Source organism: Acetatifactor muris, assembly GCF_024623325.1.
Lineage (GTDB): Bacteria > Bacillota > Clostridia > Lachnospirales > Lachnospiraceae > Acetatifactor > Acetatifactor muris.
The window spans coordinates 1-25,351 of sequence record NZ_JANJZD010000010.1 but is presented as its reverse complement, the minus strand read 5'-3'; the positions used below and the strand labels follow the sequence as shown (position 1 = coordinate 25,351).

Sequence of the window (25,351 nt, the reverse complement as noted above, 5' to 3'; positions counted from 1 at the left end):
GTTGACAGAATCATTTGAAGCGGCGCCCTAAAATACGCATGGATAGTTGCGGGCTACAGAAAGGCATGGGTATTCCTATGAAAGCTAACGAGACATTTCAGTATCGGCCGGTCACAATGAACGAGAATAATCATCTCCTGCAGATAGAGGAGCATATGTACATATTGGACGATGTACAGAAACCAAATGTGTTTCGGAATATGTTTCCCTATTCTGAGATTCCGAAGATTCCTTTCAATGACAGAATTGTTCCTCATAATATGCCGCAGGAGGTTTGGATTACCGATACCACATTTCGGGATGGCCAACAGTCAAGGGCACCGTATACTACGGAACAGATTGTGGCAATTTATGATTACCTTCACAGACTTGGCGGACCTAACGGGATGATTCGCGCCAGTGAATTTTTTCTGTACAGCAAAAAAGATCGGGATGCCGCCTATAAATGTATGGAGAGAGGATATGCCTTTCCGGAGGTGACCAGCTGGATTCGCGCCAGTAAGGAAGATTTCAGACTGGTAAAGGAAATCGGCATGAAGGAGACAGGGATACTGGTCAGCTGTTCCGATTATCATATCTTTCTGAAGCTGAAGATGACCAGGCGCCAGGCCATGGAACATTATCTGAGTGTCGTCAGAGAATGTCTGGAGGAGGGGATCAGCCCCAGATGTCATCTCGAGGATATCACCAGGGCGGATATATATGGTTATGTAGTACCGTTTTGTCTGGAACTGATGAAGCTGATGGAGGAATACGGAATTTCTGTGAAGATTCGGGCCTGCGACACTATGGGATACGGCGTAAACTATCCGGGCGCGGTAATTCCCAGAAGTGTGCCGGGAATTATCTATGCGATTCACACGCATGCGGGGGTTCCACATGAGCTGATTGAATGGCACGGACATAATGACTTTTATAAAGCGGTGACAAATTCTACCACAGCATGGCTGTATGGCTGCTCCGGCGTCAACACATCTCTATTCGGAATCGGGGAGCGGACAGGCAATACGCCTCTGGAAGCCATGGTATTTGAGTATGCGCAGCTGAAAGGGCATCTGAACGGAATGGATACCACTGTGATTACCGAGCTGGCGGAATATTATGAGAGGGAGATCGGGTATTCCATACCGCCCAGAACGCCTTTTGTGGGCAGGAATTTCAACGTGACAAGAGCCGGTATTCATGCGGATGGATTATTGAAAAACGAAGAAATCTATAACATATTTGATACAGAGAAGTTCCTGAACAGACCTGTGCTCTGTGCTGTGTCCAACACCTCCGGACTGGCAGGTATTGCCCATTGGCTCAACACTTATTACAAGCTGCGGGGAGAGAAGCAGGTGGAGAAGAATTCCGAGCTGGTTGCCAGGATAAAGGAATGGGTGGACCGGGAATATGCAGGAGGTCGTGTCACGGTGATGACAGATGAGGAAATCGTTTCCTGTGTAAATGATGTCTGTGAGGAATTGGGAATAACTTTGATTTCCTGAATGGGAATGTGCGGCAGTCCGGTTGCCTGTCTGAACTGTCAGGAGGATGCGGCATGGAGGTTGAAAAGGGAAGATGAACAGTTATGATGTAAAAAGTGAGGTAAGCGACAAATACTCTCTGAGGGGCCGGGTATTCAGCAGACTCAGGGAAGATATCCTGAGCGGCAGATACGAGGAATACGAAGAGCTGCGGGAAGTGGCAATCGGGGAAGAAATGGGAGTCAGCCGCACGCCGGTGAGAGAGGCGTTCCGTCAGCTGGAGCTGGAGGGACTGATTCAGATTGTACCCAATAAAGGTGCTTATGTCACAGGGATAACGGAAAAGGATGTAAAGGACATTTACATGATTCGCTCTCTGCTGGAAGGACTTTGTGCCCGGTGGGCCACGGAACACATTACCGAAGAGCAGATGGAAGAGATGGAAGAAAATGTATATCTGGCGGAATTCCATGCCAGAAAGGGCCATCTGGAGCAGCTGGCAGAACTGGACAATCGTTTTCATGATATTATGTATGAAGCCTGTGACAGCAAAATTCTGGAACATCAGCTGAAGGATTTCCATCAATATGTGCTGAGGGTCAGGAAGAAGACACTGGCAAATGCGAACAGAGGACCGAAATCCAACGAAGAACACAAGGGAATCATGGAGGCAATCAAGGCAAAGGATGGAGAGCTTGCAGAGAAGCTGGCGCATCAGCACATGATAAATGCCTATGATAACATGGTCAAAAACGGCCTGAGAGAGGCCTATGTGAGAGAAGAATTATAACAGAGGAAAGAGAGGAGAACACATGGACAGGATTAAGATGACGACTCCGCTGGTGGAGATGGACGGGGATGAAATGACCAGAATCCTCTGGCAGATGATCAAAGAGGAGCTGCTGTACCCCTACATAGATCTGAAGACGGAATATTATGATCTGGGACTGGAGAACCGCAATGCCACCAACGATCAGGTGACGGTGGATTCCGCCAATGCGACGCTGAAGTATGGCGTGGCTGTGAAATGTGCCACCATTACGCCCAACGGGGCCAGAATGAAGGAATACCAGCTGAAGGAGATGTGGAAAAGCCCCAACGGAACCATTCGGGCTATCCTGGACGGTACGGTATTCCGTTCTCCCATTCTGGTCAGGGGAATTGTCCCGTATGTGAGCAACTGGACGAAACCCATTACCATAGCGCGTCATGCTTATGGAGATGTATATAAAAATGCAGAGATTAAGGTGCCGGGAGCGGGCCGGGCGGAACTGGTGTTCACCGCGGAGGACGGTACCGAGACAAGGGAGCTGATTCATGAGTTCAGAGGACCCGGTATTCTGCAGGGAATCCATAATACGGAAAAGTCTGTGGGCAGTTTTGCCAGAGCCTGCTTTTCCTATGCGGTAGATACCAGACAGGATCTGTGGTTTTCCACGAAAGATACCATTTCCAAAAAATATGACCATACCTTTAAAGATATTTTCCAGGAGATTTATGATACCGAGTATAAGGCAAAATTTGAGGATCTTGGCATAGAATATTTCTATACTCTGATTGACGATGCAGTTGCAAGGGTTATCCGGTCGGAGGGCGGTTTTATCTGGGCCTGCAAGAATTATGACGGGGATGTGATGTCGGATATGGTGGCCACCGCCTACGGGGATCTGTCCATGATGACTTCGGTGCTGGTATCTCCTGACGGTGTCTACGAATATGAGGCCGCTCACGGTACTGTTCAGCGCCACTATTACAAACATCTGAAGGGAGAAGAGACTTCCACCAACTCCATTGCGACAATTTTTGCATGGACGGGAGCATTGAGAAAAAGAGGCGAGCTGGACGGGATCAGAGAGCTGACCGCGTTTGCGGATAAGCTGGAGCAGGCATGCATCAGGACTGTGGAGGATGGGAAAATGACCAGAAGTCTGTCTCTGATTTCCACTTGTGAAAATCCGGTTATTTTGAACAGTCTGGACTTTATCCGGGCCATCCGGGCGACGCTGGACAATTTGTACCTTCTAAAATGATTGACATGAATTTGACATTTTGCTATGATTAACAGAGGAAATATTTGCGAAATGTTATCGGAGGGCGTGATCTTGGAGGAAAAGGAAATTTCACAGGCTGTCATCGGACGCCTGCCCCGGTATTTTCGGTATCTGGGAGAACTGAAGGACGAGGGAGTAGAGCGGATTTCCTCTCAGGACCTGAGCGAACTGATGAAGGTGACCGCATCCCAGATTCGCCAGGATCTGAACAATTTCGGCGGCTTCGGACAGCAGGGATATGGCTATAACGTCGAATATCTGTATCATGAAATCGGGAAAATTCTGGGGTTGGACAGACAGCATAATTTTATCATCATCGGTGCCGGCAATCTGGGACGTGCGCTGGGCAATTACATAAATTTTGAAAAAAGAGGGTTTATTTTCCGCGGAATGTTTGATGAGAATCCGGCTCTGATCGGCAGCCGGATACGGGGAGTCAAAGTCATGCCCATGAATGAGATAGAGCATTTTATCCGGGAGAATGACATTGATATTGCCGTGCTGGCCATTCCCAAATCGGGGGCGGTGGCCGTGGCCGAGAAGCTGGTGCGCACGGGAATTCATGCAATCTGGAATTTTGCACATGTGGATTTGAATGTTCCGGAGGGGATTCAGGTGGAAAATGTCCATCTCTCCGACAGCCTTATGAAATTATCCTACAATATCCGCAAGGCGGCTCCCAACGGCGAGTGAGCCGCGGCAGTTGAATGGAAATGGAGAAAGCAGGGGAGGTCAGGGAGAATGGAAAGCAGGGGAGAAGGAAAGCAGCGGGAAATGTTCATCCGGGCGCTGGAGGGAAAGAAGATCCCGGTTCTTACTCTGGACAATAAGTGGTACCGCCTTCTGACCGAGGAGGCCAGAAGAGAAGTATCCGGTCTGGAAGAACAGCTGAATTCGCTGTTAAAGCAGCAGGGAAAGCTGAATAACGAAGTAAAGGATATTAAGCGGCTGAAGAAGAAGCTCATGAACGAAATTGTGTCTCTGATGGATGAAGCGGGACAGGATGAGGATTCGGAGAATGCCAGAAAAATTGAGCAGAACAAGAAGCTGGTGGAGGAGTGCAATGAACGTCTGGAAGCGCGTCAGGACCAGCTGCTGGAGATCCCACGGCAGATTGACCAGGCGAATTTTCAGCTGATGCTGGCGACCATGGACTGTTGTTATGACACCATGCAGGAGAATAAGGAAGGGATTCGGGAGATCGCGGAGTGGGTTTCGGAAGTCCGTGTGGAACTGAAGAAGCGGCTGGTGAGAAAGCAGGAAATGGAGCAGCGCAACAGTGACATTTATGCCTATATGCATGATGTATTTGGCGCGGAAGTGATAGAAATATTTGATATGCAGTATGATTCCGGAGAAAAGGCGGACTGATTGCGGGAAAACGGCGATGAGTCCGTTTTTGCGTGGCCCGGTGTAAGAGAGGTGTCGCAGACTGGAAAGGCGTATCTGTCGGGACAGATACGGAAGTGGGGAACAGAATATGAGGTATCTTGTGACAGCGTCCGAGATGAGACGATTTGATGAAAATACAATAGAGAAAATCGGAATTCCGGCATGTGTCCTGATGGAACGGGCGGCTTTGGCGGCGGCGGAGCTGACGGAAGCGCGGTGTGACGGCCGGGGCGGATATGTACTTGTCATGTGCGGTATGGGAAATAACGGCGGGGATGGGCTTGCCGTGGCCAGACTTCTGGCAGAGAGAGATTTCCGGGTGGAGGTCTGGTGCGTGGGGAACAGGGAAAAGGCATCTCCCCAGTGGAAACAGCAGAGAAGCATTCTGGAAAAATACCCGGTGGAATTTACGGATAAGCCCCGAAGGGGTGACTATGGGGCGCTGATAGACGCGTTGTTCGGGGTGGGACTTTCCAGAGAAATAAAGCATGAATATGCGGAGGCAGTTATGCTTTTCAACAGCCTGGAGGGCTGGAAACTGGCTCTTGATGTGCCCAGCGGTATTCACTCCGACACAGGCAGGGTCATGGGCTGTGCCGTGCGGGCGGATGAGACGGTTACGTTTGGCTTCTGCAAGCGGGGGCTGGTATTCTACCCTGGATGCGAATACGCCGGGGAGGTGAGCACGGCGGATATCGGCATATCGGAAAGAAGCTTTTATGGCAGAAAACCGGAGATGTACGCCTATGACGAGGAGGCTGCGCAACTTCTGCCAAAGCGCCAGAGGGGAGGAAATAAGGGGACTTTCGGCAAGGTGTTGCTGATCGCCGGGAGTCTGAATATGGCGGGGGCGGCCATACTGGCGGCGAGAGCGGCTTATCGGACAGGGGCAGGCATGGTAAAGGTGATTACCTGTGCCGGGAACAGGACGATTCTGCAGCAGGCGGTGCCGGAAGCACTTCTGGGGACCCCGAATGAGCTGGACAGAAGTGTGGAATGGGCGGATGTCATTGCTGTGGGACCGGGACTGGGAAAATCGGCGGAAGCATTATCCTGTCTGGAAGGGGTGATATATGGAAGCAGGCTTCCCCTGCTGGCGGATGCGGACGCACTGAATCTGCTGGCGGAACACCCGGAGCTGAGAGCGGCTCTGGCAGAGCAGGGAGCGGCGGGAAGAAAGGTTATTTTAACCCCGCATGTGGGTGAGCTTGCCCGTCTTACAGGACAATCCGTGTCTGCCTGCGCCGAAGAACTGCTTTCCTGCGGCATTGCGCTGGCATCGGAGCTTCATGCGGTGGTTACGGCCAAGGATGCCAGAACCCTGATCTGTGGGGAAGGACATGATGTCTGTGTAAATTTAAGCGGCAGCAATGGCATGGCTACGGCGGGAAGCGGAGATGTGCTCGCGGGCATTACGGCGGCACTTCTGGGGCAGGGAATGGATGCTTTTGAAGCTGCCGCCGTGGGCGCTTATATTCATGGCAGGGCAGGTGAGAAGGCGGTGGGGAAGCGAGGTGAGTACGGCTGTATGGCAGGGGACCTGACAGCGCAGATGCGGTACTAAATTCAGACTCCTTTTTCATATGATAGAGAGGGGGATATCAGTTACCATTTATGGTTCCTGTTCCGGTAGTTTCATGGGGATGTATAAACATCCGAAAAACTGGTAAAACTATCCTACAAATACACAGAGAAAGCGGAAATCTACAGCGTTCTCCGGGAGAATGGATTTGGAGGGAAAATGAGACGAGGAGATGTATATTATGCGGATCTTAGACCGGTAATCGGTTCGGAACAGGGAGGAATCAGGCCAGTGCTGATTGTCCAGAATGACGTGGGCAACAGGCACAGTCCCACAGTGATCTGCGCAGCTATCACTTCCAAGATGAATAAGGCCAAACTGCCTACCCATATTGAGCTGAATTCCACATTGTATGATATGGATAAGGATTCGGTGGTTCTGCTGGAACAGCTTCGAACCATAGATAAGAAACGCCTGAAGGATAAAGTGTGCCACCTGGACGGAGAAATCATGAACAGAGTGAACAGGGCCCTGATGGTCAGCCTGGAGCTGGATACATAGTACGTGTTCCGGTTCTTGACGAACGGCTTTGAAGATGGTATATTATGATATGCAAAACAGTTTTTAATACACAGAGTATTATGAAAAGTGAATTACGGAATATAATTTGACGGAGGAAAGGATTAAAATGGACGATGGTGGGCCTACTGCCAGTATTTTCTTTTTTGTAGTGTTGCTTTTTATTGATATGTTTTTCTATGGGTTCGGAGCGGCCGTTGACTCCCTGAATGAAAAAGAGATTGAAAGGAGGGCCGAAGAAGATAAGGATAAGAAGTCAGTCCGACTGAAAGCAATCATCAGCAATCCTACAGACTATATCAATACGGTACAGTTGATTACTACTTTAATCAATATAGTGATTGGAGCGGTTCACCTGAGTCTGCTGCTTCGCACTTTGTCAAATGGCCTTCAGCTTATAACGGAGCGGCAGCTGAAAATGGAAGAATTGCCGGCAAATCTGATTCTGATTGTGGCGGCAGTCCTCTCTACCTTTGTTCTTCTGTACATAACACTTACGCTGGGGGTCCTGCTTCCCAAAAAGATTGCGGCCAGATCCCCGGAGAAATGGGCTTATGCCTGTATTACCCCCGTATTTTTTGTCACGAAGCTTCTGGCTTTTTTTACCGGGTTTGTCACATTGACCACCAATGGGATTCTGAGAATATTCGGTGTAAACGGGAAGGCGGACGAGACCGATGTGACAGAAGAAATCATCAATATGGTCAACGAGGGGCATGAACAGGGACTGATTCAGGCCAGCGAGGCGGAGATGATTTCCAATATCTTCGAATTCGGAGACAAGGAAGCGCAGGATATCATGACTCACAGGAAAAATATTGTGGCTGTCGACGCGGAGACGTCCCTGCAGGATGCGATTACTTTTATGATGGAAGGCAAGAACAGTCGTTATCCTGTCTATGAAGAGACCATAGATCATATAATTGGTATTCTGCATCTGAAGGATGCTCTGCGTTTTCATGCGGATGCGGCAAATCTGACCTGCCCATTGAAGGATCTGGAGGAGCTGATGCGGGATCCGGTATTCATTCCTCAGACAAAGCATATCGACGAACTGTTCCGGGAGATGCAGGCGGGGAAGCAGCAGATGGTCATTGTGGTGGATGAGTACGGACAGACGGACGGACTTGTGGCCATGGAAGATATTCTGGAGGAGATTGTGGGCAATATCCTTGACGAATATGATGAGATAAGTGAGTATATTGAAGATAGAGGCGGGAATGAATATATCGTGGCAGGGAAAACGCCCCTGGAAGAACTGGAAAAGACCTTTGGGATTTCTTTCGAGGAGGAAGAGTTTGACACATTAAACGGCTTTCTGATTTCCAGGCTGGACAAGATACCGGAGCCAGATGAGAAGTTCGATGTGGATTTCGGAGGATATAACTTTAAAATTCAGTCCGTTGAACATAAGATGATTCAAAGTGTGCTGGTCACCAGAGCAAAGGCGCCTCTGCCCCAGGAGTCTTAAGAGACTTAAGGGCAGTAGGGTAAGCTAATCATAAGAGAAATAAGAAGGAGAAAAAGTATGTCAGGACATTCAAAATTTGCAAACATAAAGCATAAAAAGGAAAAAAATGATGCGGCGAAGGGTAAAATTTTCACCATTATCGGCAGAGAGATCGCTGTTGCGGTAAAGGAAGGCGGCCCGGACCCCAACAATAATTTCAAGCTTGCCACTGTGATTGCCAAGGCGAAAGCCAACAACATGCCCAATGACACTATCGAGAGAGGCATCAAGAAAGCCGCGGGAGATGTGGGCAATGTAAATTACGAATATATCACCTATGAGGGATACGGTCCTAACGGAATTGCAATTATTGTGGATGCGCTTACGGATAATAAAAACCGTACGGCTGCCAATGTCAGAAGTGCCTTCACAAAAGGGCAGGGAAATATAGGGACTCCCGGCTGCGTTTCCTTTATGTTCGACAAGAAAGGGCAGATTATCATTGACAGAGAGGAATGTGAGCTGGAGGCGGACGATCTGATGATGACAGCGCTGGACGCGGGGGCGGAAGACTTTAACGAAGAGGAAGACAGCTATGAAGTGCTGACAGATCCTGATAATTTCGATGCGGTGCGGGAGGCTCTGGAAGGGGCGGGAATTCCCATGATGAGTGCGGAAGTTACAATGATTCCCCAGAATTATGTGGCGCTGACAGAGGAGACTGCGGTAAAATCTCTGCAGAGAATTCTGGATTTGCTTGACGAGGATGACGATGTTCAGGCGGTATATCATAACTGGGATGAGTAATGGTCCCATTTTCCTTCCGCTGTGAAGAAAGGAATATTTTATGGATAAGCTGGCAATCGTAGTGCCATGTTATAATGAGGAGGAGGTTTTGAAGCTTGCCTCCGAAGCCTTGAGAGGGGTTCTGGCGGACCTGACTGAAAAAGGGAAAATCGCCGGGGACAGTTTCATTCTGTTTGTAAATGACGGCAGCAAAGACCGCACATGGGAGCTGATAGAAGAAGAGCATACGGCATATCCGGCGCAGGTAAGCGGCGTAAAGCTGGCGGGCAATGTGGGACATCAGTTTGCGCTGACAGCAGGACTGGTTACAGCGAAGGATATGTGTGATGTAACGATCTCCATTGATGCGGACCTGCAGGACGACGTGGCAGTCATTGAAGAGATGATAGACAGGTTCCATGAGGGAAACGATATTGTCTATGGCGTCAGAAGAGAGCGGAAAACGGATACTTTTTTCAAGAGGACCACAGCCCAGGCCTTTTATAAGCTGATGGGTCTGATGGGAGTGAAGACGGTATATAATCACGCTGATTTCAGACTGATGTCCAGACGGGCGGTGGAGGAATTTTCAAAATATAAGGAAACGAATCTCTTTCTGCGCGGAATGATGCCGCTGATTGGCTATCAGACGGCCAATGTCTATTACGACCGGAAGGAAAGGGCGGCGGGAGAGTCCAAATATCCGCTGAAAAAAATGCTGGCGCTGGCGTTTAACGGAATTTCTTCCTTCAGCGTAAAGCCAATCAGTCTGATACTGGGACTGGGGCTGCTGATTATTTTCTTTTCCATACTGGCGCTGATTTATGCATTATTTTCCTACTTTACCGGTCATGTGGTACCGGGGTGGACCTCTCTGATTTTGTCCATCTGGTTTCTGGGAGGGCTGCAGCTACTTGCCATCGGCCTGGTGGGACAGTATATCGGGAAGATTTATATCGAGGTAAAGCAGCGGCCCCGGTATAATATTGAAAAAGTTCTGTATGATGCGGCAGACACAGACGTGGAAAGGTCTGACGCGGCAAATGAAAAGGAATGAAAATACCAGATGAACCGGAAGGGCTGAAATGAGCTGGAATAAAAATGCATTTAGTTATCTGACATGGGTACTGTATAGTTTTATGGCAGGCGTTATCCTGATCGCCGTTGGTGCTGTGCTTTGTACAGAGGCAGGGCTGGCGGCGTATTGGGGGATAGCGCTTGCTGTGTTGTATGGAATAATTGTCTGTGCGGCTGTTTTTAAGTTTCGGGCTCTGGCGCCTGTGCTTACATCATTTTCAGCGGAAAAACGCGGGATTCTGATTCTGGTCGAAGCCATACTGGTGACTGCACTTTTGTTTGCAGGCCTTTTTGCCAGGGTGCAGGGAATCGGAAATGCAGAGCTGTCATCAGAATATTACGAGGCCGCGAAAGTGGTGACCGGACAGAGGATTCCGCAGATTGTACACGGTGCATCCTATCTTTACATAAAATTGCTGCACGAGGTTTTCGTGCTTTTGGGGAACCATATTGTCAACGGGATCTGGGTTCAGATCATTTTGCAGATGACAGCATTGCTTCTGCTTTTTTTCGTGATGCGTAAGCTGGCGGGGGCGATAGCTGCAACAGTGACTTTCGGCTTTTTTATGTATGCCCCGTATATGATTCGCAATTCACTTGTACTTTCACCGGGAATGCTGTATTTTCTGATTTTCATGATTGCCGTTTCTCTGATCACCTGGAAATTCGAAAGGAAGCCGGAACCGGCATTGTTCTTTCTGGCGGGAATTCTGGCGGCATTCTGCTGTTATCTGGATATAACGGGGATACTTCTTCTGGTCTTTGCCGCGGGAGTAATTTTCTGCAGGCGGGGAGAAGAGGTGGAGAGGGGCAGAAAACTTGCGTCGTTCCTTTTATGCCTGACAGGAGCAGGGGTGGGATTTCCGGTTTTTCTGTTTCTGGATGCGATGCTGAGCGGAAAAGCATTCCGTGGCGTGGCGGGAGCGTGGTTTGCGCTGTATGCTCCCGAAGGATTTCGGCTGCCGGTGACATTTGGCCCCGCAGGTACGAGCCCGGAAGTATGGGTGCTGGCGGGCGCTCTGACTTTCGGCATTTTCAGCTTCTGGTGTCACAGGCGGGAAGAGAGAATATCATGGGGTGTGACGGCACTGTATTTTGTTATGGCGGCGGGATGCTTTGGAATATTCGCGGAAGAGCAGCAGAGCTTTTTTTTCACATATGTTTTGCTGGTCCTTTTGGCGGGAGTGGGAGTCGCTCAGTGTCTCCGGACGGAAAATGCTCCTGAGGCTTCGGAGGAAGCCGCTGTACAGAGCAGTCTGGAGGATGACCTGGTCATTGAGGAACTTACGGACAGTGAGGTTGAAAGCAGTGTTCCTGAGGAGGCAGAAGAAAGAGAGGGAATATCTGCGGAAAACGAGACTAAGGAGGATGCGCTTCAGCGGGAGAAGGCGCTGAAGGAGGAATTAAAAAAAGAAAGTGCAGAGCATAAAGTGCAGTTTCTGGAAAATCCGCTTCCGGTACCCAAAAAGCATGTAAAGCGTGTTATGGATTATCCGCTGCGGTCTGCCCCGGAGGATGATTTTGATTTTGCAGTGGCAGAAGAGGATGATTTTGATATCTGATACAGAGAATTTATGCTTCGATAAATATACGGTTACAGGGATATTTCACATAAAAACGGCAATGCTATCAGGGAGTGTATCAGATACGCTCCCTGATTATGTAAAGGGAACAGAAGTGTTCGGAAGACAGATTCAGAACGGGAAAGTTCCTGAGAAAAGGAGAATGGCATGGCCGAGCATAAAGAAGACAGAAAAATAGAGAGAGAAGAGCATCAGGACAAAAGAATTGAAGAGACCGGGCAGGCGACGCTGGATGAGAGCGGTAAGCTGGGAAATATCCATCTGATATCTATTATCGGAGAAATAGAAGGACATGAAAATCTGTCAAACAATTCCAAGACCACAAAATATGAACATATTCTGCCCAGTCTCGCCGCTATCGAAGACAGTAAGGATATACAGGGTGTGCTGGTTCTTCTGAATACCATGGGCGGAGATGTGGAGGCCGGACTGGCCATTGCGGAGATGATTGCTTCGTTGAGCAAGCCTACCGTATCTCTGGTTCTGGGGGGAAGTCATTCCATCGGTGTACCCATAGCGGTCAGTACAGATTATTCCTATATTGTGCCCACGGGAACCATGGTGATTCATCCGGTGCGGATGAGCGGTATGGTCATTGGGGTAGCTCAGACATTTGACTATTTTAAACAGATTCAGGACCGAATTACGGGTTTTGTGTGCAGTCACTGCAATATTAACAAGGATACGCTGGAGAGTCTGATGACTGAGACAGGTATTTTGACGAAGGATGTGGGAACCATTCTGGTAGGGGAAGAAGCCGTTAAGTATGGGATTATAGACGAGGTGGGAGGTATCGACAGAGCAATCGCAAAGCTGCATGAAATGATTCCGGAATCGTAAGAGACAGGAAGGAAGCTGTCCGGAACAAAATAGATAATGACAAGCGGGGTTAAAAATGATATAATTGAAAAACGCTGACAGAAAGTAAAGGCTTCATGCTCTGTATAACAGCGCAGCGAGATTCAATTACAGAATCATATCAGAAACAAGTGAGGTTGATCATAGATGGCTGCTTCCAGCGGAAGAAAATCATCATCTTCAAATAAAAGAACGACAAAAAGTACTTCCAGGACAAAGAAGACCGGACAGAAGAAAAGCGCCGCACAGACGGCACAGGAAATTGCTCTTTTTCATGAGATAGGGCTGATTGTGCTGTTTGCTGCCATGGTGTTTTTGTTTTGCTGCAATTTCGGGATAATAGGGCCTGCCGGCGAGGCAGTCAGCGGAGTGCTGTTCGGTATATTCGGGCTGACAGCCTATGTGATGCCTGTGCTTTTGTTTCTGGCCGCGGCATTCTGGTTTGTAAACGAAGGAAATCCCAGCGCGGCCCGGAAGCTGTCTGCAGGGATGGTGCTTTTTGTAATGGCAGGCGTGGTCAGCGATCTGGCGGTAAAGGCGGCAGGCAGTATGGAAAAGTACGATGTCAAAGTGCTCTATGAGAACTGCCGCATGCAGAAAAACGGCGGCGGTATTCTGGCCGGAAGCCTAAGCTTTCTGCTGCAGCATTATCTGGGCACTCTGGGAGCAGTTCTGGTAGTGCTTCTCTGCTGTGTGGTGAGCCTGATTCTGCTGACAGAGAAATCACTGCTGGGTACCATGAAACGCGGCGGCAGCCGTGTGCGTGAGCTATCCAGGGAGGAGGCCCAGAGGCGAAGAGAGCTGGCGGAGGTACGCAGACAGGAACAGGCGGAAAATGCACAGAGACGCAGGGAACAGACCATGGCAAGGCGTCAGGTACAGGAGGAACAGCGTGCCAGGAAGGCAGAAGAACGCAGGCTGAAGGCGGAAGAAAAGGAAAACGAAAAAATACTGCGGATGGAGAGAAAGGTGTCCGGCGTCATGCTGGATACTGCCTTGTCCAGACCCGGGGATACGGCACAGCGCCGGGATGATATACATGAGATTATGTTGTCCGGGGAGGAACTGACGGAAGCGGGAACCGGCACCCGGAAGATTACAGATGAGCCGGAACCGATATCCGTGGAAGCACCTGTCCAGCCGGAATTTACATTTGAAAAAGTACGGATCCGGGGGGTACATCAGGTAATGGTAGACGGGGAGGCGGATTACCCGGAAGAGCAGACTGTTCCCGGACGGGAGCCTGCAGCTGAAGTTCCGGAATCTTCGGCACCGGAACCTTCGGCGCCGGAGCCGGCTATACGGATACATAAGGAACGGATAATAGATGCGGTGCCTGAGGCGGCAGGGGAGGAAGAAGCCGGAGGGCAAAAGATGGAAGAGGCCGGCAGACTGAAGGCGGAAGAACACAGACAGCCGGAGATGGCACAGAGTGTTGAACGTGCTGTGCCGGCGCCGCGGGAGCCCAGGCCTTATGCGTTCCCGCCTGTTACTCTGCTCCAAAAAGGAAAGGCGGCCACAGGAGATTCCGAGCGTGAACTGAAGGAGACGGCACTGCGGCTTCAGCAGACGCTGAACACGTTCGGTGTGAAAGTGACAATTACGGATATCAGTCAGGGGCCCAGCGTAACCCGCTATGAGCTGCAGCCGGAACAGGGAGTAAAGGTCTCGAAAATAGTGGGACTGGCGGATGACATCAAGCTGAATCTGGCGGCGATTGACGTGAGAATCGAGGCGCCGATTCCCGGGAAGGCAGCTGTGGGTATCGAGGTACCCAACAAGGAAAATGCCACGGTGTCTCTGCGTGATCTGCTGGAGACAAGAGAATTCCGGGACTTTCAGTCCAATATTGCCTTTGCTGTGGGAAAGGACATTGCGGGAAAAGTGGTGGTATCCGATATTGCCAAAATGCCGCATATGCTCATTGCAGGGGCCACAGGTTCGGGCAAATCCGTCTGTATCAATACATTGATCATGAGTATTCTGTATAAGGCACATCCGGATGATGTCAAGCTGATTATGGTGGATCCGAAGGTGGTGGAGCTGAGTATCTATAACGGTATCCCCCATTTATTGATTCCGGTTGTGACAGACCCCAAAAAGGCATCTGCGGCGCTGCACTGGGGCGTGTCCGAGATGGAGGACAGATATCGGAAATTCGCGGACTTTAATGTGAGAGACTTGAAAGGCTACAATAAAAAGGTGGAATCCATGCGGGAGAAGGGAGAGGAAAACGCCCCTGAGAGGCTTCCGCAGATTATCATCATTGTGGACGAGCTTGCGGATCTGATGATGGTATGTCCCGGTGAAGTGGAGGAATCCATCTGTCGTCTGGCACAGCTGGCCCGCGCCTGCGGGATTCATCTGATTATTGCCACGCAGCGTCCCAGCGTGGATGTCATCACCGGTCTGATAAAGGCAAATATGCCCAGCCGTGTGGCATTTTCCGTATCCAGCGGTGTGGACTCCCGGACGATTCTGGATATGGTGGGGGCAGAGAAGCTTCTGGGAAAGGGAGACATGCTTTTCTATCCCCAGGGCTATTCCAAACCGGCCCGGGTCCAGGGCGCTTTTGTATCTGATCAGGAAGTGTCCGATGTGGTTGATTTCCTGAAGAATCAGGTTCTGGGCAATACATATGCGGAGGAGGTAGAGGAAAAAATTGCCAGTATGGGGAATTCTGCTGCGGGAGGCGGCAAAGCTTCCGGGGGCAGTGATGTGGACGAGTTCTTCGAAAAGGCGGCGCGTCTGATCATTGACAAGGACAAGGCTTCCATTGGTATGCTGCAGAGAGCCCTTCAGGTTGGATTTAACAGAGCTGCAAGAATTATGGATCAGCTCTGTCAGTATGGTGTTGTAGGGGAGGAAGAAGGGACGAAGCCCAGGAAAATCCTTATGAGTCCCGAACAGTTTGAACAGCTGCGGGAGGAGATGCTGTAAGGCGGACAGCTGTAACAGCCAGGAACTATTAAGACAGGCCGTTTGGCTGCCGCAGGAGCAGTTATGCCGGGTAATGAGTCTGAATGGCTGCGGATTGGACAGAAATAAATGTGAAAAAGGAGAATGCATGAAGACAGATATCGAAATCGCACAGGAAGCAGTGATGGAGCCTGTTGGCAAGGTGGCGGAAAAGCTTGGAATTCCGGAGGATGCTCTGGAATTTTATGGCAGGTATAAGGCAAAGCTTTCGGATGAATTCCTGGACAGCCTCAGGGACAGACCTGAAGGGAAGTTGATTCTGGTGACTGCCATCAATCCGACTCCGGCGGGAGAGGGGAAGACCACTACCAGTGTCGGGCTGGGACAGGCTTTCGGCAGACTGGGGAAAAAAGCGGTAATTGCGTTGAGGGAGCCTTCTCTGGGACCATGCTTCGGCATAAAGGGCGGAGCGGCAGGCGGAGGATATGCGCAGGTTGTGCCCATGGAAGAGCTGAATCTTCATTTTACCGGAGATTTTCATGCCATTACTTCCGCCAACAATCTCCTGGCCGCTTTGCTGGATAATCATATTCAGCAGGGAAATGAGCTGCAGATTGATACAAGGCAGATTGTGTGGAAGCGCTGTCTGGACATGAATGACAGGGTACTGCGGAATATTGTGGTCGGTCTTGGGAACAGGACAGATGGATTCGTCAGAGAGGACCATTTTGTCATTACCGTGGCCAGTGAAATCATGGCGGTATTATGTCTGGCTGAGGATATGCAGGATCTCAAGAAACGTCTGGCCAGGATTATTGTGGCATATAATTACGCCGGGGAGCCGGTGACGGCCGGAGACCTGCAGGCCACAGGCGCCATGGCGGCTCTTTTGAAGGATGCGCTGAAGCCGAATCTGATTCAGACATTGGAACATACGCCGGCGCTTGTTCACGGAGGTCCTTTCGCAAATATTGCTCATGGGTGCAATTCTGTCAGGGCTACCAGGACGGCCTTGAAAATGGCGGATTTCTGTATCACGGAGGCAGGATTCGGCGCTGATCTGGGAGCGGAAAAGTTTTTTGATATCAAATGCCGCATGGCAGGTTTGAAGCCGGATGCCGCAGTACTTGTTGCAACAATCCGCGCTTTGAAGTATAATGGAGGAGTGGCGAAAGCAGATTTGAACCGGGAGAACCTGGAGGCTCTGAAAAAGGGAATTGAGAATCTGGAAAAACATATTGAAAATCTGCAGAAATACGGAGTGCCTGTAGTAGTGGCGCTGAATGCTTTCGTCACTGATACAGAGGCGGAGACAGAGTATGTGCGCGGCTTCTGTGAGGAGAGGCAATGTGAGTTCGCTTTGTCCGAAGTGTGGGAAAAAGGCGGCGAAGGCGGTATTGCATTGGCACAGAAAGTACTGGAGACGCTGGAACAGAAGGAAAGTCATTTTCAGGTACTTTATGAGGATACATTACCTTTGGCAGATAAAATACACAGGGTGGCAACGGAAATCTACGGGGCGGAGAGCGTGAATTTTTCCGCTGCTGCCAGGTCACAGCTGAAGAAACTGACAGAGCTGGGATTCGGGCATCTTCCTGTCTGCATGGCAAAAAATCAGTATTCTTTTTCTGATAATCCCAAACTTTTAGGGAGACCCCGGAACTTTGAACTGACAGTCAGAGAAGTGTATGTGTCTGCGGGAGCAGGATTTGTGGTGGTGCTGACCGGAGATGTGGTGACGATGCCCGGATTGTCCCGGAAACCTGCAGCTTATGGAATTGATGTAAGCGATGATGGGGTGATAACCGGATTGTTTTGATGTCCGCTGAAAGCGGACGGACGGGAGCAAATATGAAATGTCCCAATTGCGGAGAAGAAATGGCCGAAGGGGCTTTATACTGTGAACATTGCGGTGAAGATATTCATATCGTGCCCGATTTTGAACCGGAGCTGGAGCGGAACATAGAGCAGTCTATCAATACTATTCTGGAAGAACTGCACACAGACGGAAAGCAGGATACTTTTGAGGAATTTCAGGAAGAACCGGAAGAAATAAAGAATACCGGCCGAAGGAAAAAAAGGATCTGGCCGAAGGTGCTGCTGGCATTTGTCCTGCTGCTTCTGGCAGCGGGAGGCGGCGTCGCGTGGTATATGTATGGTTATTATTCCGAGGAATATCAGGTGGATAAGGCCATGCAGTATGTTTCGCTTGGAAGATTAGACGAAGCGATTTCCTGCTATAATCGTGCTCTGGAACTGGACAGTGATAATATAGAGCTTGTTTTCAGCCTTGCAGATGTCTATCTTATGAAAAATAATAAAGTGGAGTATGAATATCTTCTCCGGGAAATTGTGAAAAGCGAGAATGCCACTGCGGAGCAGCTGGACGGTGCTTACGGAAAACTGATAGCGATTTATCGTGACAGGAAAGATTATCAGACGATCAACGAACTGCTGGTGGCCAGCGGAAATGAGTCGCTGATTTCCGCTTATCAGGGATACATTGCAAGGGTGCCGGAATTCAGCATCAATGAAGGATACTATACCAGTATTCAGCCATTGAAACTGACCACCGACAGTGAAGGGAAAATTTATTACACCATGGACGGAACGGAGCCCACGGAAGAGAGTACACCCTATACGGCTCCGGTCATTCTGGAAAACGGCGATTATATCATCAAGGCATTTGTTGTGAATGAGAAGGGAATTGCCAGCGATGTGGTGACAAAGGAATATCATATAGAGAATAACGAAATTCTGCCGCCGGAAATAAGTGCTCTCAGCGGAGAATATAATCTTCCCATGTATATCGAGATTACAAGTGAAGATATCGAGGACATTTATTATACCACGGACGGGACAGATCCCACGTACTCTTCCAATGCATACACCGGACCGATTCCCATGCCTCTTGGTAAATCGAACTTTAAATTTGCCAGAATCGTGGACGGTGTCACGGGGACCGTTGAAGAGAGAACCTATTACCTGATTCTGAATACAGATTACACACCTGAGCAGGCAGTGGCATCTGTGGTGGAATATTCCATCAATACCGGTAAAATCTTCGATGAAGCAGGACATTTTGACGAGTCCGGAGATACTTATCAATATGAGTATCTGTATGTGAGAAATATCAATAAAATAAATGATTTCTATGTGATAGCGGAAAGCTATAGAACGGCGGACGGCAATGTCACCAGAACGGGGAATAATTTTGCCGTAAATGTATATTCGGGGGAAAAATTTAAACTTCAGCGGGAGAATAACGGCCGTCTGAGTTTGATTGAGATAGAATTAATAGAAGATTCCCAGGAAGAGGAATAGAGAGGTGGATTATGTACAGAATTGTTAAAAAAACAGAGCTTACCACAAATATTTATCTCATGGACGTGGAGGCAGGGAGAGTGGCGCGGAAATGTCTGCCGGGGCAGTTTGTCATTGTCCGTACAGACGCGGAGAGCGAGAGAATTCCACTTACTATTTGTGACTATGACCGGGAGAAGGGAACGGTAACCATTGTATTTCAGTGTGTGGGAGCTGCCACGCAATGGATGGCCAGGCTTCAGGAGGGAGATGGATTTCATGATTTTGTGGGGCCTCTGGGATGCCCTTCCGAACTGGTGAAGGAAAGCCCGGAGACTTTGAAGAAGAAGAAAATCCTTTTTGTGGCCGGCGGTGTGGGTACGGCTCCTGTATATCCCCAGGTGAAATGGCTCCATGAAAACGGTGTGGATGCGGATGTAATCGTGGGAAGCAAGACGAAGGATCTGTTGATTCTGGAGAAAGAAATGGAAGCCGTGGCCGGAAATCTCTACATAACAACAGACGACGGATCTTACGGCAGAAGCGGGATGGTGACCCAGACCATCAAAGATCTGGTGGCAGAGGGAAAGGTATATGATGTCTGCATTGCCATCGGCCCCATGATCATGATGAAATTTGTCTGTCTGCTTACCAAAGAACTGGGGATTCCCACGGTTGTCAGCCTGAATCCCATTATGGTAGATGGGACTGGCATGTGCGGGGCCTGCCGTGTGACTGTGGATGGAAAAGTGAAATTCGCCTGTGTGGATGGCCCGGAGTTTGACGGTCATGGGGTGAATTTTGACGAGGCAATGAGACGGCAGACGCTTTACAGGACTGAGGAAGGAAGAGCTGCGCTGAAGCTGGAAGAAGGAGAGACTCACCACGGCGGATGCGGGAACTGCGGCTGACAGAAAGCAGCTGATATCGGGAAAATATGGAGGATTGAGAATAAATGGACGTTTTAACAAAGGTTCCCGTGCGGGAACAGGACGCAAAGGAGCGTGCAGCCAATTTTGAAGAAGTATGTCTGGGATATAATATGGAAGAGGCACAGGCTGAGGCCGCAAGATGTATCAACTGCAAAAATGCGCAGTGTATCAAGGGCTGCCCTGTGGCAATAAACATCCCGGCCTTTATCGAGAAGGTAAAGGAAGGAAATATCGAAGAAGCCTATCAGATTATCAGCGAAGCCAGTGCACTTCCTGCCGTATGCGGTCGTGTCTGTCCTCAGGAGACACAATGCGAGGGAAAATGTATCCGCGGTATCAAGGGGGATCCGATTTCCATCGGAAAGCTGGAGCGTTTTGTGGCTGACTGGGCCAGGGAGAATGGAATCAAGCCCAATGGTCCCAAAGAGAAGAAAGGGAAAAAAGTAGCTGTTATCGGTTCCGGCCCTGCAGGATTAACCTGTGCCGGAGATCTGGCTAAGATGGGATATGAAGTGACTGTCTTTGAAGCACTGCATGAGCCGGGAGGCGTGCTGGTTTATGGAATTCCGGAATTCCGTCTTCCGAAGCAGGACGTGGTGGCAAAAGAAATCGAAAATGTGAAAGCTCTTGGGGTGAAGATAGAGACCAATGTAGTGGTGGGGAAATCGGTAACGATTGACGAGCTGATTCAGGAGGAAGGGTTTGAAGCCGTGTTTATCGGTTCGGGAGCCGGCCTGCCGAAATTCATGGGAATTCCGGGAGAGAATTCCAACGGTGTATTTTCCGCCAATGAGTATCTGACCAGAAGCAATCTGATGAAAGCTTTTGACGAGAATTCCGGCACACCCATTATGCACAGCAGGAAGGTGGCGGTAGTAGGCGGCGGCAACGTGGCAATGGACGCGGCCAGAACAGCGCTGCGTCTGGGAGCGGAGGTTCATATTGTCTATCGCCGAAGTGAGGAAGAGCTGCCGGCCAGAGTGGAAGAGGTTCATCATGCCAAAGAGGAAGGGATTATCTTCGACCTGCTGACCAATCCCACGGAAATTCTTGCAGATGAAAAAGGTTGGGTAACCGGTATGAAATGTATCAGAATGGAGCTGGGTGAGCCGGATGCATCCGGTCGCAGACGCCCGGTGGAAATCCCGGGTTCCGAGTTTACCATGGAGCTGGATACCGTGATAATGTCGCTGGGAACCTCTCCGAACCCGTTGATTTCTTCTACCACAGAAGGACTGGAAATCAATAAGTGGAAATGTATTGTGGCTGAGGAGGCAAATGGACAGACCAGCAAGGAAGGCGTTTACGCCGGAGGAGATGCCGTAACCGGAGCCGCCACAGTAATCTTAGCCATGGGCGCCGGCAAAGCAGCTGCGAAGGGGATAGACGAATACCTGAGCGGGAAGTAATTCGCCCATGGGTTGCCATGGGCGCCGGCAAGGCAGCTGCAAAGGGAATAGACGAATACCTGAGCGGGAAGTAATTCGCCCATGGGTTGCCATGGGCGCCGGCAAAGTAGCTGCAAAGGGGATAGACGAATACCTGAGTGGGAAGTAAAAAAGGAGAACTTATGGTAAAACATATTGTATTGTGGAATTTTACAGAAGGATTATCCGAAAGTGAGCGGAAAGAGGCCGGAGAGAAAATGAAGGCACTTTTGGAGCCTATTAAAGAACTGGTGCCTGGGGCGGTGGAGATTCAGGTTGTCAGAAATGAGTTTCTTTCCAGCAACCGTGATATTGCATTGATTTCCACATTTGAAACGCCGGATGCATTGACAACCTATCAAAACCATCCGGCTCATGTGGAGGCAGGAAAATATGTGAGAAGTGTTACCTGTAACAGGGCCTGTATGGACTATGAGTTTATGTAACAGTTCAGACGGCTTTACAACCGAGTAGTGTCATGTGCTTTGGTCTATGTTCATTCTAAAGAGGAAAGTAGGTAGACAGATATGCCGTGGTGTCCGAAATGCAGAAGCGAGTATAGAGAAGGATTTTTGATATGTGCTGATTGTGGCAGTGAACTGGTGGACGATGAACAGTTTGCCTGTCTGGAAGCAGAACAGTCTGTTACGGATAAAACTGTGTTTGGAACCGGAATTGAAGAGGAATCTGAAGCCGGAGAAGACGAAAACGATCAGGCCGGCATGTTGGAGAATCCGCCGGAAAAAGATATCATGTCCGGAAAACCCCATGGATTATCTCAATACAGCTCTCTGTATCGGGATAATGCTGAACGGGCTAATGAAAATCGTTCCTCCGCATGGGTTTTGATGGTCATTGGAGGTCTGGGAATTGTCGGCTTAATGCTTGGAATCACAGGAGTGATTCCTCTGCATTTCAGTAATGCATATCTGTTTTACGGTGTAATGGCTGCCATATTTATTCTGTTTCTGGTGGCCGGCATCGTATCCATGAAAAACGCCCTGGTATTTGAAAAAAGAGCAGAATCGGAAAATTCTGTCAAATCTACCCTGCTGGAATGGTGCGGGCAGAATCTTCGTGCAGAAGAGCTGGACCAGCAGATCAGCTCAGGTGAAAACGAGGCAGAGGAAATTCTATATTTTAAACGTTTCGAAGCGATAAAAGCCAGGCTGAATCATCAGTTTGTGAATCTGGACCAGGGTTTTCTGGAAAAGCTGATTGACGATACTGTTTATGAGATGGTCTTCGGGGCGGATAAGGATACGACATAAGTTGGAAGTGAGGAACCAATTTGAAGATTTCCATTGCATGTGTGGGTAAGATAAAGGAAAAATTTTACAGAGATGCTGTCCTGGAATATGAAAAGCGGTTGAGCAGATACTGCAGACTGGAATTCCTGGAAGTGTCGGATGAAAAAACGCCCGATGGGGCCGGTGCGGCTTTAGAGGAGCAGATAAAGGAAAAAGAGGCAAGGCGCCTTCTGGATAAAATCCGGGAGGACGCCTTTGTCTGTACCTTGGAGATAGAAGGGAAGCGCCTGACATCGGAGGGCTTCGCCCGATGGATGGAGGGGCTGACGGTAAGGGGAACCAGTCATATCGTCTTCGTCATCGGCGGCTCCCTGGGCCTGCATGAGTCTGTGCGCAGACGTGCGGACATGGCGCTGAGTTTTTCGGATATGACATTTCCCCACCAGCTTATGCGGGTAATTCTTGTAGAACAGATTTACCGGGCTTTTCGGATTATACAGGGAGAACCATATCATAAGTGAGGGCGAAACGGACATGCGTTCTTGGAAATAAAAGAGAATAAGAGTTATATTTTAACCCCATGGAATTCCCACTATGAGAATATCAAAAAAGTATACAGCATATGGATTTGCATGAATCCGCCAAAGAGCCGTGAAAACAGCATTACCCGTTATTACATTGCGGAAGAGAATCTGGTGGGCAGTGTAAAGGAACGAAAAGCGGATTATGATTTGATGGCGGCTGTTATGATCTGTCTTGGGAAAGAGGGAGATTCAGATACGGATTTATTGAAATTGTTGAATGTGCTTCTGTCAACGGAGACAGGTTCACAGGACAAGTGCCAGATATTGGAGGAAGATTTTCATATCAAAATGACTTTAGCCTTGGAAAGTGAGGTGTCGCTTATGTGTAATTTAAGTAAGGGTGTGGAGGAGAAAGGAATTCGGAAAGGGATAGTAGCGATGGTATCTACATTAAAAGAGTTACAGATAGCGGATGAAATTATCTTGAGTAAGATTCGAGAGAAATTTGGTCTGACAGAAGAAACTGCAGAAACTTACTTGAAAGAAATAAGTTAAATATTTCAGACAGAGCATTTTTTGTGTTCTGTCTGAAATAATATTACGAGATTTTTGCACTTGGGTATGATATGGAGCACCATGCCATAAGTAAATGCGAAATTGTATGCAGTTGTAGAAGGCAGAACAGGGGTAATATTTGGGCTGTTTTCTCAGGAGTTTATGCACTTAAGGTTATTATGGAGAACCATATCACAAGTAAAGGTGAAAGGACAGGTTTTTGTACAGGATAGAACAGCGATAGTTATTATGTTGTTTTTTGAACACATATAAATTAGGGATGATACTGAGATGAATCACAAAAGAGGTAAATGGGCAAGTCAAATACTGGATAGTAGAAATGATGAAGGAATGTGGGGGAATTTTCATTCATTAAGCCAGCCAACATATAAAAAAGTACTGACAACGGAACAGGCGATTCGCAGACTTAGAATTCTTGGGTTTACGAAGGAGGATGAAGCAATTCAAATCGTTTTAGAACGAATGTGTCTGTGTGTCAGTGGCAGGCAGAAAACCAAAAAGCGGATTTGAAACAGGCTTTGGTATGTTTTATCATGTGGCGTTATTACAAGGAGTTTTAAACTCAGCAACGGAAAAACTTTTATTAGATTATTATATTTCAAGGGCAGAAGGTATTTATTATGTTTATTATAAATGTCTTGGTAAACTACCGGAAACATTTGCATCCAAAGAGACAAGTCATTACTTAGCTGCAGTTGAAGCTTTAGCGGATTATCAGCAGGCTCGGGAAAAATTGAGCTTTGTTGCAAACTGGCTTATATCAAATAAAAATGAATGTGGAAGCTGGGATTTAGGAACAAGCGTAAAGGATGGAGTATATTTTCCTTTAGCTGATTCATGGCGGAGGAAAGAACTCAGAATTTCGGATTGTACCGAAAGGATAAGCAATTTATTGCAGAAAATCACATAATGAAATCATTAAATAATGCAGAAGATTCTTCCTGTTTGGCAGTATCTTGAGGATAAAAGCATATTCATTTACGGCAAAGAGCGGAAAAAATGTGCCGCAGATTATCCTGCAGGGGAACTGGGTGGAGCAGTGGGGCTTTGAGATTGGCTGCAGTGTGTCAGTGGAGTGCTATCAGAATAAACTGGTTATTTTAAAAGACTGAAAAAATACTGTGGCCTGTTCGTATGAAATATGATAAAATACCAGTAAAAGCAGGGGGTGAGGCCATGAATACAGATACCACCATAGCGAAAAACATCCGTGTGGCTGACGAGAAAGCCAGTTATGATGCGGCCTGCAAGCGGCTGCTTTCGGAAAAGATTATTCTGGCATGGATTATGAAGAACTGCCTGGAAGAATACCGTGACTGTGATGTGGAAGAGATTGCGGAAAAATATATTGAAGGTACGCCGCAGGTGGGGGAAGTGGCAGTTGCCCCGGATGAATCCAATCGTGTTTCTATGATTCAGGGAGCCGGAAATGAAGATACTTCTCTGACGGAAGGGTCAGTCACCTATGATATCCGCTTTCTTGCGACCGCTCCTGTATCCGGGGAATTGATTCGTTTAATTATCAATCTGGATTATTCCGATTTTGGGATTATTCCGATAAACTCGTTCTGTAAGCAGTATTTACGATCTTTCAAACAAGTTTATCGGAATAACTTTTTAATAGCCTCTTAATAACTGGTCTATGATATCCTG

General features: G+C 48.6%; 25 protein-coding genes. All 25 read left to right on the top strand.

Features of this window, described 5'->3' with window-relative positions; translation table 11 throughout:
* The first annotated feature begins 77 nt into the window (after positions 1-77).
* The 25 genes from NSB25_RS11015 to NSB25_RS10895 all read left to right on the top strand — a co-directional run bounded on the left by NSB25_RS11015 (position 78) and on the right by NSB25_RS10895 (position 25,330).
* Positions 78-1,490 (top strand): 2-isopropylmalate synthase, encoded by a 1,413-nt coding sequence (locus NSB25_RS11015; protein ID WP_103239865.1) that lies wholly within the window; start codon positions 78-80, stop codon positions 1,488-1,490.
* A gap of 73 nt (positions 1,491-1,563) precedes the next feature.
* Positions 1,564-2,259 carry a GntR family transcriptional regulator gene (locus NSB25_RS11010; protein ID WP_103239715.1) on the top strand — a complete coding sequence of 232 codons (696 nt, stop codon included), beginning with the start codon at positions 1,564-1,566 and terminating at the stop codon, positions 2,257-2,259.
* 22 nt (positions 2,260-2,281) lie between these two features.
* A complete protein-coding gene (locus NSB25_RS11005) occupies positions 2,282-3,499 on the top strand; it encodes an NADP-dependent isocitrate dehydrogenase (RefSeq protein ID WP_103239714.1) in 1,218 nt (405 codons plus the stop codon).
* A 72-nt stretch (positions 3,500-3,571) separates the two neighbouring features.
* Positions 3,572-4,213, top strand: a complete 642-nt coding sequence (locus tag NSB25_RS11000) for a redox-sensing transcriptional repressor Rex (protein WP_103239864.1) — start codon at positions 3,572-3,574, stop codon at positions 4,211-4,213.
* 48 nt (positions 4,214-4,261) lie between these two features.
* On the top strand, positions 4,262-4,891 hold the full coding sequence (locus NSB25_RS10995) for a hypothetical protein (protein ID WP_103239713.1): 630 nt from the start codon (positions 4,262-4,264) through the stop codon (positions 4,889-4,891).
* A 109-nt stretch (positions 4,892-5,000) separates the two neighbouring features.
* Positions 5,001-6,476, top strand: coding sequence for an NAD(P)H-hydrate dehydratase (locus NSB25_RS10990; protein ID WP_103239712.1), 1,476 nt, complete (start codon positions 5,001-5,003; stop codon positions 6,474-6,476).
* A 177-nt stretch (positions 6,477-6,653) separates the two neighbouring features.
* Complete coding sequence (locus tag NSB25_RS10985; protein ID WP_103239711.1) at positions 6,654-6,995, top strand: type II toxin-antitoxin system PemK/MazF family toxin; 342 nt, start codon at positions 6,654-6,656, stop codon at positions 6,993-6,995.
* Positions 6,996-7,122: 127 nt separating this feature from the next.
* Positions 7,123-8,484, top strand: coding sequence for a hemolysin family protein (locus NSB25_RS10980; RefSeq protein ID WP_103239710.1), 1,362 nt, complete (start codon positions 7,123-7,125; stop codon positions 8,482-8,484).
* A gap of 57 nt (positions 8,485-8,541) precedes the next feature.
* Positions 8,542-9,270 (top strand): YebC/PmpR family DNA-binding transcriptional regulator, encoded by a 729-nt coding sequence (locus tag NSB25_RS10975; protein WP_103239709.1) that lies wholly within the window; start codon positions 8,542-8,544, stop codon positions 9,268-9,270.
* A gap of 40 nt (positions 9,271-9,310) precedes the next feature.
* Positions 9,311-10,306, top strand: coding sequence for a glycosyltransferase family 2 protein (locus tag NSB25_RS10970; RefSeq protein WP_103239708.1), 996 nt, complete (start codon positions 9,311-9,313; stop codon positions 10,304-10,306).
* Positions 10,307-10,334: 28 nt separating this feature from the next.
* Complete coding sequence (locus NSB25_RS10965; protein WP_103239707.1) at positions 10,335-11,888, top strand: hypothetical protein; 1,554 nt, start codon at positions 10,335-10,337, stop codon at positions 11,886-11,888.
* Positions 11,889-12,056: 168 nt separating this feature from the next.
* Positions 12,057-12,749, top strand: coding sequence for a ClpP family protease (locus NSB25_RS10960; RefSeq protein ID WP_103239705.1), 693 nt, complete (start codon positions 12,057-12,059; stop codon positions 12,747-12,749).
* A gap of 165 nt (positions 12,750-12,914) precedes the next feature.
* Positions 12,915-15,707, top strand: coding sequence for a DNA translocase FtsK (locus NSB25_RS10955; protein ID WP_103239704.1), 2,793 nt, complete (start codon positions 12,915-12,917; stop codon positions 15,705-15,707).
* 127 nt (positions 15,708-15,834) lie between these two features.
* Entirely contained in the window at positions 15,835-17,505 is a 1,671-nt protein-coding gene (locus tag NSB25_RS10950; RefSeq protein ID WP_103239863.1) for a formate--tetrahydrofolate ligase, read from the top strand.
* A gap of 32 nt (positions 17,506-17,537) precedes the next feature.
* Positions 17,538-19,010: a chitobiase/beta-hexosaminidase C-terminal domain-containing protein gene (locus tag NSB25_RS10945; RefSeq protein WP_172455079.1), complete on the top strand. Its 1,473-nt coding sequence runs from the start codon at positions 17,538-17,540 to the stop codon at positions 19,008-19,010.
* Between the two features lie 11 nt (positions 19,011-19,021).
* A complete protein-coding gene (locus tag NSB25_RS10940; RefSeq protein WP_103239702.1) occupies positions 19,022-19,900 on the top strand; it encodes a sulfide/dihydroorotate dehydrogenase-like FAD/NAD-binding protein in 879 nt (292 codons plus the stop codon).
* A 44-nt stretch (positions 19,901-19,944) separates the two neighbouring features.
* Positions 19,945-21,330: an NADPH-dependent glutamate synthase gene (gene gltA, locus NSB25_RS10935; protein WP_103239701.1), complete on the top strand. Its 1,386-nt coding sequence runs from the start codon at positions 19,945-19,947 to the stop codon at positions 21,328-21,330.
* Positions 21,331-21,491: 161 nt separating this feature from the next.
* Positions 21,492-21,794, top strand: coding sequence for a Dabb family protein (locus tag NSB25_RS10930; protein ID WP_103239700.1), 303 nt, complete (start codon positions 21,492-21,494; stop codon positions 21,792-21,794).
* Between the two features lie 126 nt (positions 21,795-21,920).
* Positions 21,921-22,619 carry a hypothetical protein gene (locus tag NSB25_RS10925; RefSeq protein ID WP_146040034.1) on the top strand — a complete coding sequence of 233 codons (699 nt, stop codon included), beginning with the start codon at positions 21,921-21,923 and terminating at the stop codon, positions 22,617-22,619.
* Positions 22,620-22,639: 20 nt separating this feature from the next.
* The gene (rlmH, locus tag NSB25_RS10920; RefSeq protein ID WP_103239698.1) at positions 22,640-23,119 is read left to right on the top strand and encodes a 23S rRNA (pseudouridine(1915)-N(3))-methyltransferase RlmH; all 480 of its coding nucleotides are present in this window, start codon (positions 22,640-22,642) and stop codon (positions 23,117-23,119) included.
* 111 nt (positions 23,120-23,230) lie between these two features.
* Entirely contained in the window at positions 23,231-23,677 is a 447-nt protein-coding gene (locus tag NSB25_RS10915; RefSeq protein ID WP_257479253.1) for a hypothetical protein, read from the top strand.
* 291 nt (positions 23,678-23,968) lie between these two features.
* On the top strand, positions 23,969-24,208 hold the full coding sequence (locus NSB25_RS10910; RefSeq protein WP_103239697.1) for a hypothetical protein: 240 nt from the start codon (positions 23,969-23,971) through the stop codon (positions 24,206-24,208).
* Positions 24,177-24,608 carry a hypothetical protein gene (locus tag NSB25_RS10905; RefSeq protein WP_146040033.1) on the top strand — a complete coding sequence of 144 codons (432 nt, stop codon included), beginning with the start codon at positions 24,177-24,179 and terminating at the stop codon, positions 24,606-24,608. The genes NSB25_RS10910 and NSB25_RS10905 overlap by 32 nt, the downstream gene beginning before the upstream one ends.
* Before the next feature lie 46 nt (positions 24,609-24,654).
* Entirely contained in the window at positions 24,655-24,810 is a 156-nt protein-coding gene (locus NSB25_RS10900) for a SymE family type I addiction module toxin (RefSeq protein ID WP_242982405.1), read from the top strand.
* Positions 24,811-24,832: 22 nt separating this feature from the next.
* The gene (locus NSB25_RS10895) at positions 24,833-25,330 is read left to right on the top strand and encodes a hypothetical protein (protein ID WP_257479252.1); all 498 of its coding nucleotides are present in this window, start codon (positions 24,833-24,835) and stop codon (positions 25,328-25,330) included.
* The last annotated feature ends 21 nt before the right edge of the window (positions 25,331-25,351 follow it).